This window comes from Ruegeria sp. BHSB056, assembly GCF_059613305.1.
Genome location: NZ_JBXWSG010000120.1, coordinates 1 through 8844 on the forward strand (window position 1 = coordinate 1; position 8844 = coordinate 8844).

The window sequence follows — 8844 nt, forward strand, 5'->3', positions numbered from 1 at the left end:
GCAGGCTGGAAAGGTCACAGTTCAATATCCAGCGTGACTGGAAAATGATCGGAGGCCGTCAAAAGCGCCTGTCGCAATTCCGGTTCAGCCCAACAGGCGGCATCCTGAAACGGGTGCCAGATACGCCAGGACGGGCGATTTGCTTGCAGGTCCGTGGTAATCATTATGTAATCCAGCAAAGCGTCCAGAAATTTGCCTTCCTCCGGACGGGCAAAGCGCGCAGTGGCAGGCACCGGCCCGGGCCGAAACCTATAGGCTGTGACGGCGTTCGGATCGAACAATCCGGCTTGCAGCAACACCTCGACCGACGAGCGGCCAAAGAGGTGTTCAAACTCATCCAACCCGGGGCCATCATTCAGATCCCCCAGCAAGATGACGGGCTGTTTTTGCGCGACATGCCATTCGACGCGCCGTGCAAGCCAGATCGCTTGCGCCAGCTGTTTGCGGCGATTGGCAATCGAGATCCGGATCGCCTCGTCCCGCGATTCGGCACCGTGCGGCGCCTTGGATTTCAGATGTGCCCCGATCAGGCGAATTTTGTGCCCCGCTTTCGTCGTCACCGCCAGTTCCATCGGCGGTTTGGAGAACCGCACGACATCCTCGGTCGCATCAATGTCGAGGTCGATTTTAAACACGCCATCGAACCGGGGGGCTGAGGTATCTGCAATATCTCCCTTGGGGTCATGGCGAACACTCAGCACCGTTCTGTCATAGAGTAATGCCAGTTCCTGATGTGTGTCGTTTGCATAGCCCATCACCGCATCAGACGTGCGCAAGTCGAACGCTTCGGAAAAGGCTTGCAGGGCCCGAACCGTGTTCTGGTGTCTGCCGGTGTTGGGCGCCTCGACAATCAGAATCGCATCAGCGTCAATTGCGGTCAGAACCTTGGCAATCGCTTCGACCTGCTGCGCTTTGGTGACGTTGTGCCTGCCGGACCAGCTGTCATCGACGATCAGCCTGTCTTTCTGGTCGAACAGATTGGCGAACCATTCTATATTATAGGTCGCCAGCCGCATCTGATCAGGCCCGCGCGCCGTTGATTTCATCCCAGGCGCGATTGATATCGATCATCTTTTTCTCGGCCAGGCGGATCGCCTCTTCGGGGACACCCCGTGCCATCATGGCGTCGGGGTGCGTTTCCCGAACCAGTTGCCGCCAGACCTTGCGAATATCGGGCAGCGGCATGTCATGTGGAACGCCCAGTACCGTGTATGGATCGTTTGGCGCATCCGGGACAAAGCGCGCCCGCAGTGCTTTGAACTGCGCGTCGGTTTGTCCGAAGATTTGGCTGACATCTTCGAGAAATGCGTTTTCGTTCGGATGATAGAAACCGTCCGCCATCGCAATGTGAAAAAGCCCTTCCATCAGGTCACACAGGGTTGTGCTGTCTTCCGAGAACATGCGTGCGATTTTGCGGGCGTAGTCCTGATATCCCGCCACGTCCGTACGGGCCATGTTGAAGACGCGGGCTGCACCTTCCTCATCTTCGCGTGCGATCTGAAACACGTCGCGAAAAGCGGTGACCTCATCACGGGTCACCTGACCGTCTGCCTTGGCCATTTTGGCACCCAGTGCGATGACCGCAATCGTAAAGGCCACGGACCGTTCCGGTGGCGAGCGTAGTTTTTCAAAAACTGCGGTCAGGCTTTCGCCCTGGGCAAGCGCGCTCAGCGCATCGGATATGCGGGTCCAGATCGACATGACCGCACCCTAGCGTCACAATTCAGGACTGTCAGGTCCAACAGGTCATTCAGCACCAAGAATTTTCTGCATCAGCACAAGGTCCAGCCGCTGACCGAATTTGAAGCCGACTTCGGGCATCAGCCCGACTTTCGAATAGCCAAGTGCGGCATGAAACGCCTCGGCCCCCGGATTGGCCGAGGATATGCCCGCGACCAGAACATGAACGCCTTGGGCTTGCGCAATATCCTGAAGCGCGGACATCAACGCACGCCCCACCCCTCTGCCGCGCGCGTCCGGTAACAGCTGGATCGTATGTTCGCATGTTTGCGCATAACCGGGCCCGGTTCGGAAAGGGCCATATGTGGCAAAGCCGATAACGTGGCTGTCGTGCTCGGCAACCAGATAACCAGGCACGCGTGCCTTGATATCTTCGGCAATCTGGGCGGCGCTGCGTTCGTCCGTCGTGAAAGTGACCAAAGTGTCCCGGATGATCGCATTGGTGATCCGGGCAATGGCGGGTGCATCTGACACTGTGGCCGGGCGTATGTTCATTCCAGCACCCGAAGCCCATGAGGTGTCTCGATCTCTGCCTGCAAAGCCGCGGGGCCGGTATCGAACACCACATGATCCAGCTCACCCAGTTGACGGGCTAGTGTCAGGGCGTCGGGGTGGTAGACAACCAGACGCCGCAACCGGCACGCGCTGTCCTGCAACATGTTTGCCGGGTGCAGGTCGCCCTGCCATTCGATAAGGGCGGGAAACAGATTGTCAAACGGCAAACGCCCCGTTGGCGGAACCGCCATACGCCATTGCAACGCGCCGCGGGTCAGATCGATGGGCTCTCCGGTGCCATCGGGGAAGATCGACAGTGTGGCCACGATATCCTCGACCCGGCATATCCAGTTCGTCAAACGCGGTCCGCCCTGAAAATTGTCCAGATCGAACCATCGCGGCCTGCCCGGAGGGTGCGCCTGCGGATCGATGGCAATCGCTTCCAGATAGAGCCCATCCCTGAGCCCCAGCAGTCTGTTATGTGTCCCGAATTTTTCGTGTTTCCCACCGGGTTGCAGTGCAACACCAAGCGCCTGTTCGATATGCGCAGACGCTTCTTCAAGCGTTTCGCCCGCGACGGCCAGATGATCGAGTAACATGTGCACCCTCCTGCGAAAACGACCGGACCCAAAGGGATCCGGTCGCATGTTTTCGCCATTGGCGCAGGATCACAAGAGCTTTCGTTGAAAGTCTTGCCTTATGTCAGGGCCGCGCTTCGCGGATCAGGCGCAGAATGTCCTGAGCGGCCTCGGGAATGTTGGTGCCCGGACCAAAGATGGCCTTAACCCCGTGGTCATACAGGAACTGGTAATCCTGCTGCGGGATCACCCCGCCACAGATCACAATGATATCGTCGGCCCCTGCTTTCTTCAGCTCTTCCACCAGCTGCGGTGCCAGCGTTTTATGCCCCGCCGCCTGCGAGGAAATGCCGACCACGTGAACGTCATTGTCCACCGCGTCCTGCGCGGCCTCAGCAGGTGTCTGGAACAGCGGGCCAACGTCAACATCAAAACCGATATCGGCAAAGGCTGTGGCGATAACCTTGGCACCGCGATCATGCCCGTCCTGCCCCATCTTGACCACCAGCAGACGGGGGCGGCGGCCTTCGGCCTCGGCAAAGTCCTCGATGGATTTCTGGATCGCGGCAAAGCCTTCGTCGCCCTCATAAGCAGCACCATAGACACCGGCCAGGGTTTTCACCTCGGCGCGGTGGCGACCGAATTCTTTCTCCATTGCCATGCTGATCTCTCCTACGGATGCACGGGCGCGGGCGGCTTCGACCGCAGCGGCCAGCAGGTTTCCGCCCTCCTGGGCGGTCTTGGTCAGGGCGTCCAGCGCGGCTTGGCACGCGGCTTCATCACGGGTTGCGCGAATGCGTTCCAGCCGCGCCACCTGCGCCTCGCGTACGGCGACGTTGTCGACATCCAGAATGTCGATCGGGTCTTCCTGTTCCTTGCGGTACTTGTTGACGCCAACAATCACTTCGTCGCCCCGGTCAATCATGGCCTGACGACGGGCCGCGCTTTCCTCGATCCGCAGCTTGGGCATGCCCGAGGCAACCGCCTTGGTCATGCCACCCATCTCCTCGACCTCTTGCATCAGGGCCCAGGCTTTTTCGACCAGTTCATTGGTCAGGCTTTCGACATAGTAGGAACCGGCCAGCGGATCGACCACATCAGTTACACCGGTTTCTTCCTGAAGCACGAGCTGCGTGTTCCGCGCGATGCGGGCCGAGAAATCGGTGGGCAGCGCAATTGCCTCGTCCAGAGCATTGGTATGCAGGGACTGGGTGCCCCCAAGAACTGCACTCATCGCTTCATAGGCGGTGCGGATGACATTGTTGTAAGGGTCTTGTTCCTGAAGCGATACACCGGAAGTCTGGCAATGGGTGCGCAGCATTTTTGACCGTTCGGATTTCGCGCCGAACTCGGTCATGACCCGGTGCCACAGCGTGCGCGCGGCGCGCAATTTGGCGATCTCCATGAAGAAATTCATGCCGATGGCAAAGAAGAAAGACAAACGACCAGCGAACTTGTCCACGTCCATCCCGGCCTCAGTCGCGGCACGGACGTATTCACGCCCATCAGCCAGCGTATAGGCCAGTTCTTGTACAAGGTTCGCCCCGGCCTCTTGCATGTGATAGCCCGAGATCGAGATCGAGTTGAACTTGGGCATCTCGTTCGACGTGTATTCGATGATGTCCGAGATGATCTTCATCGACGGTTCGGGCGGGTAGATATAGGTGTTGCGCACCATGAATTCTTTCAGAATGTCGTTCTGAATGGTGCCGGACAGGACAGATTTGTCGTGACCCTGTTCTTCACCCGCAACAATAAAACTGGCCAGGATCGGAACAACCGCGCCGTTCATGGTCATCGAGACCGAGACCTTGTCCAGTGGGATGCCGTCGAACAGGATTTTCATATCCTCGACGCTGTCGATGGCAACGCCTGCCTTACCGACATCGCCAACAACGCGTGGGTGATCACTGTCATAGCCGCGATGTGTCGCCAGATCGAAGGCAACCGAAACGCCCTGCTGGCCCGCCGCCAGATTGCGCCGGTAGAACGCGTTCGACTCCTCGGCGGTTGAGAAACCCGCATATTGGCGGATCGTCCATGGACGCCCGGCATACATCGTGGCCTTAACACCGCGAGTAAACGGGCCAAAGCCCGGCAACGACCCCATATGCGGCAGATCGGCGGTGTCTTCTTGGGTATAAAGCGGTTTGACCGCGATGCCTTCCAGCGTTTCCTTGGTCAGGTCGTCCAACGGACGTCCGCGCAGCTCTTTCTCGGCAAGCGCTTTCCAGTCCTTCCTGTCGGTCATTTCGATTTCCTCTCGTCAATACGGATGGCGGCCGCTGAAAGCGCCCGCGCCAAGGTCCTGCACTTGGCCTGGTCATTCAGGCGCAAGCGCGAAAATGTGGTCACCCGGCGCAAATCGCCGGTCGCAATCGCGGGCACAGGGGCTATATTCGATAGAACAGGAGGCCACATGAAACGCACGCTTGCCTTTGTTTTCTCGGCACTAATCCCTCTGGCTGCCCTGGCGGCAGACGGAACCGCGCCGTCTGATGACAGTTTTGTCCGCCCGGTGGGTGAAAGTGAACTCAGCGAGTTTTTATGGGTAAAACGCCCCATCGTAGTTTTCGCTGACACGCCCGCCGATCCGCGGTTCCAGCAGCAGATCGATATGCTTGTCGCAGAAGAAGCAGCCATGCGCGACCGTGATGTCATCGTGCTGACAGACACGGACCCGTCTGCCCGGTCTCCGATCCGGACCAAGCTGCGGCCGCGTGGATTCCAGATGGTGTTCGTCGACAAGGACGGCGTGGTCAAATTGCGCAAACCCAGCCCGTGGAGCGTGCGTGAGATTGGAAGGTCTATCGACAAGACCCCCCTGCGCGAACGCGAGATCCGCGACCGGCGCGAAGGGGGCTGAACGCTTTCGCCATGCCCTAAGGCCCCGGTGCGATGCGCCGGGAACTTTGGGTTGTATGTCGAAAGCGCCAACATAGGTCACTCGAACTCGATGATCACGTCGTCCACAGCAAGGCTGTCACCGGGACCTGCATTGACCTTGGCGACCACGCCCCTCTTTTCAGCGCGCAGGATGTTTTCCATCTTCATCGCCTCAATTGTGCATAGCGCCTGACCTTCCTGCACTTCCTGCCCCACTTCGACGTCAATCTTCACGACAAGGCCGGGCATCGGACAGAGCAGCATTTTCGAGGTATCTGGTGGCAGTTTTTCCGGCATCAGCTTGGCCAGTTCCGCCTGACGCGGACGGCGTACATGCACTTTCAAGTCCGCGCCGCGATTGCGAACGCGGAAACCGCCCGAGATCTTGCCGATTTTCAGAACCAGCGGGCTGCCATCCACGTCCAGAACCGCAAGTTGATCGCCCGGCGTCCAGTCCGACGCGACACGCAGGGACGATCCGTCGTCAAACTTGACCGTTGACCCTTCTTTGTCGGCATTGACCTGCACGGCGAAATCCTGCCCCTGCAATGTCACAACCCAGCGCTTGCCTACTTTGCGTTCGTGATTGTCCATCCGGCCCGACACGCGGGTGCGCCGGATTTCGGCGACGCGGTGCATCGCGGCGCAGGATGCAGCAATCCGGCGCAGATCCACTTCGGGCAACGTTACGCCCTCGAACCCGTCTGGATATTCTTCAGCGATAAAGGCCGTTGTCATGTCACCGCTGACAAACTTCGGGTGATCCATCACTGCCGACAGGAACGGCAGGTTGTGACCGATGCCTTCCACTTCGAAACTGTCCAACGCCACGCGCATCGCTTCGATTGCTTTTTCGCGGGTCGGGGCCCAAGTGCAGAGCTTGGCGATCATCGGGTCGTAATACATACTGATCTCGCCGCCCTCGTAGACGCCGGTATCGTTACGTACGGCGGTTTCGCCTTCGGGGGCTTCACCCTGCCATTTACCGTTGACCAGCAACGGACCGGCCGCGGTTTCCTGCGGCGGGCGATACCGGGTCAGACGACCGATCGACGGCAGGAAGTTGCGATACGGGTCTTCCGCATACAGACGGTTTTCAATCGCCCAGCCGGTCAGGGTCACGTCATCCTGCGTTATCGATAGCTTTTCACCCGCTGCGACACGGATCATCTGCTCGACCAGATCGACGCCGGTGATCAGTTCCGTGACAGGGTGTTCCACCTGCAGGCGCGTGTTCATTTCGAGGAAATAGAAGTTCTTGTCTCCGTCCACAATGAACTCGACCGTACCTGCACTTGCGTAGTTCACGGCCTTGGCCAGAGCGACAGCCTGTTCACCCATCGCCTTGCGGGTTTCGGGATCAAGGAAGGGCGACGGTGCCTCTTCCACCACTTTCTGGTTCCGGCGCTGGATCGAGCATTCACGCTCGCCCAGGTAGATGCCATTTCCGTGACTGTCGCACAGAACCTGAATTTCGATATGGCGCGGCTGAGTTACGAATTTTTCGATGAATATCCGGTCATCTCCGAACGAGTTTGCGGCTTCGTTCTTGGACGACTGAAAGCCTTCGCGCGCCTCTTCATCGCTCCACGCGATGCGCATGCCCTTGCCACCGCCACCGGCGCTGGCTTTGATCATGACCGGATAACCGATGTCGTTCGAGATTCTGACCGCCTCGTCCGCGTCTTCGATCAGCCCCATGTAACCCGGAACCGTCGAAACTCCGGCCTCCTGTGCGATCTTCTTCGAAGTAATCTTGTCGCCCATGCTTTCGATTGCACCGACAGGGGGCCCAACAAAGGCAACACCTTCGGCCTCGAGCGCTTCGGCGAACTTCGAGTTCTCCGACAGGAAGCCATAGCCGGGATGAACCGCCTGCGCGCCGCTTTTACGGATGGCATCCATGACCTTGTCGATCACAATGTAGGACTGGTTCGCCGGGGGCGGACCGATATGCACGGCTTCGTCGGCCATCGACACATGCAGCGCGTTCTTGTCCGCGTCCGAATAAATGGCAACGGTGCCGATACCCATCTTGCGGGCGGTCTTGATGACCCGGCAGGCGATCTCGCCCCGGTTGGCGATCAGGATCTTATTGAACATGAAACGTCCTTTGGCTTGGTGTTCCGGAAACGCAAAACGCCGCCGCAGGGTACGATCCCCACGACGGCGTGATGCGCAATGATGGCTGAGGCGCCAGGCGCCCCGAAGGATATGCGTTAGTTACAGTTGTTCTGCGTCTTGCAGTACAGCACGTTGCCCGCTGCACCGACGGCCGCGCCAAACAGCGGGTCGGCATTGAGGACCGCGGCCCCCACAGCCCCGGCACCACCGCCGAGGAGTGCCTGTTCGCCCGTGGTGTCACCGCACGCGGCCAGACCCGCACAGGTCGCCGCAACAAGGATGAGCTTCGAGAATCGCATTGTGTCTGCCCTTTTAGGTTTCTTGGTTCGTTTGGGATCAGATGCGCGAAATGGGGCCTGTTATTCAATATCAATGCAGCTGCAGGCAGGTTTTGTGCAGGTTTTCGCTTCTCTTTGGCCGTTGGAGCCAAAAAGAAAAACGCGGACAGGTCTATGTGGGGAACACAAGCCTGCCCGCGCAAGGAAGGGGTACGGAATAGTAGGTGCATGTGCGGCGCAGGCAAAGTAGAGCCGCACGGCCCATTCAGTTTGCACGGCACAATCCGTTGGGCAATCACAGTATTGTTTCCCGGGGACAACTCGGCTGGTTTCTGCCCAAGCCGCAAAAAGGCGCGCAACTTCGTGCCGACAGCATTCAAGTGAATTACCAGCGCGAAAGCCCCGTTCACCGTCACAGTTTCGTTACAAAACGGGCCGCTTCCGATGTTTTCTGCGGTTGCAGCATCACGAATCGCCGCCACTCCACCGGCGAAGGAATTACGGCGCAGCAGCGCGTTAGATGACAGGTTCAAGACGCTGTGATTCAAGAAGTCGAAAAAGGCACATTTTCTTGAGAAATCAGATAGTTCTATTCTCTTTCTCGTGATTTCCAAAGATTTCTGCTGCGTGAAACGGTCCCTGGGCACACTCGCACTCAAAGGAACACCCACATGACTATGACTAGAAAAAAGGCACTCCTGCTCGCTGCCTCTGCGCTCAGTGTGACCGGCACGTTTGCTGTC

General features: G+C 58.6%; 8 protein-coding genes. 1 reads left to right on the forward strand and 7 read right to left on the reverse strand.

Annotated elements, in window-relative coordinates; translation table 11 throughout:
* Positions 1-14: 14 nt before the first annotated feature.
* The 5 genes from AC2FND_RS18755 to scpA all read right to left on the reverse strand — a co-directional run bounded on the left by AC2FND_RS18755 (position 15) and on the right by scpA (position 5064).
* The gene (locus tag AC2FND_RS18755) at positions 15-1016 is read right to left on the reverse strand and encodes an endonuclease/exonuclease/phosphatase family protein (protein ID WP_496771266.1); all 1002 of its coding nucleotides are present in this window, start codon (positions 1014-1016) and stop codon (positions 15-17) included.
* Between the two features lie 4 nt (positions 1017-1020).
* Entirely contained in the window at positions 1021-1701 is a 681-nt protein-coding gene (locus AC2FND_RS18760; RefSeq protein ID WP_209597848.1) for a molecular chaperone DjiA, read from the reverse strand.
* A 45-nt stretch (positions 1702-1746) separates the two neighbouring features.
* Complete coding sequence (locus tag AC2FND_RS18765) at positions 1747-2235, reverse strand: GNAT family N-acetyltransferase (protein WP_209504579.1); 489 nt, start codon at positions 2233-2235, stop codon at positions 1747-1749.
* Positions 2232-2834 carry a VOC family protein gene (locus AC2FND_RS18770; protein WP_496771262.1) on the reverse strand — a complete coding sequence of 201 codons (603 nt, stop codon included), beginning with the start codon at positions 2832-2834 and terminating at the stop codon, positions 2232-2234. The genes AC2FND_RS18765 and AC2FND_RS18770 overlap by 4 nt, the downstream gene beginning before the upstream one ends.
* A gap of 103 nt (positions 2835-2937) precedes the next feature.
* On the reverse strand, positions 2938-5064 hold the full coding sequence (gene scpA, locus AC2FND_RS18775) for a methylmalonyl-CoA mutase (RefSeq protein WP_496771263.1): 2127 nt from the start codon (positions 5062-5064) through the stop codon (positions 2938-2940).
* A gap of 168 nt (positions 5065-5232) precedes the next feature.
* Between scpA and AC2FND_RS18780 the strand changes: the two genes are divergently transcribed.
* Entirely contained in the window at positions 5233-5679 is a 447-nt protein-coding gene (locus tag AC2FND_RS18780; protein WP_496771264.1) for a DUF4174 domain-containing protein, read from the forward strand.
* A gap of 77 nt (positions 5680-5756) precedes the next feature.
* Here AC2FND_RS18780 and AC2FND_RS18785 read toward each other — a convergent pair whose 3' ends face one another.
* Positions 5757-7802, reverse strand: a complete 2046-nt coding sequence (locus AC2FND_RS18785) for an ATP-binding protein (RefSeq protein WP_496771265.1) — start codon at positions 7800-7802, stop codon at positions 5757-5759.
* Between the two features lie 116 nt (positions 7803-7918).
* On the reverse strand, positions 7919-8122 hold the full coding sequence (locus AC2FND_RS18790; RefSeq protein WP_209504584.1) for a hypothetical protein: 204 nt from the start codon (positions 8120-8122) through the stop codon (positions 7919-7921).
* Positions 8123-8844: the final 722 nt, after the last annotated feature.

Bases quoted from the DNA above. Each gene is read 5' to 3' on its own strand.
- scpA (WP_496771263.1), bottom strand. From the start codon at position 5,064: ATGACCGACAGGAAGGACTGGAAAGCGCTTGCCGAGAAAGAGCTGCGC.
- AC2FND_RS18790 (WP_209504584.1), bottom strand. From the start codon at position 8,122: ATGCGATTCTCGAAGCTCATCCTTGTTGCGGCGACCTGTGCGGGTCTG.
- AC2FND_RS18755 (WP_496771266.1), bottom strand. From the start codon at position 1,016: ATGCGGCTGGCGACCTATAATATAGAATGGTTCGCCAATCTGTTCGAC.
- AC2FND_RS18770 (WP_496771262.1), bottom strand. From the start codon at position 2,834: ATGTTACTCGATCATCTGGCCGTCGCGGGCGAAACGCTTGAAGAAGCG.
- AC2FND_RS18785 (WP_496771265.1), bottom strand. From the start codon at position 7,802: ATGTTCAATAAGATCCTGATCGCCAACCGGGGCGAGATCGCCTGCCGG.
- AC2FND_RS18765 (WP_209504579.1), bottom strand. From the start codon at position 2,235: ATGAACATACGCCCGGCCACAGTGTCAGATGCACCCGCCATTGCCCGG.
- AC2FND_RS18780 (WP_496771264.1), top strand. From the start codon at position 5,233: ATGAAACGCACGCTTGCCTTTGTTTTCTCGGCACTAATCCCTCTGGCT.
- AC2FND_RS18760 (WP_209597848.1), bottom strand. From the start codon at position 1,701: ATGTCGATCTGGACCCGCATATCCGATGCGCTGAGCGCGCTTGCCCAG.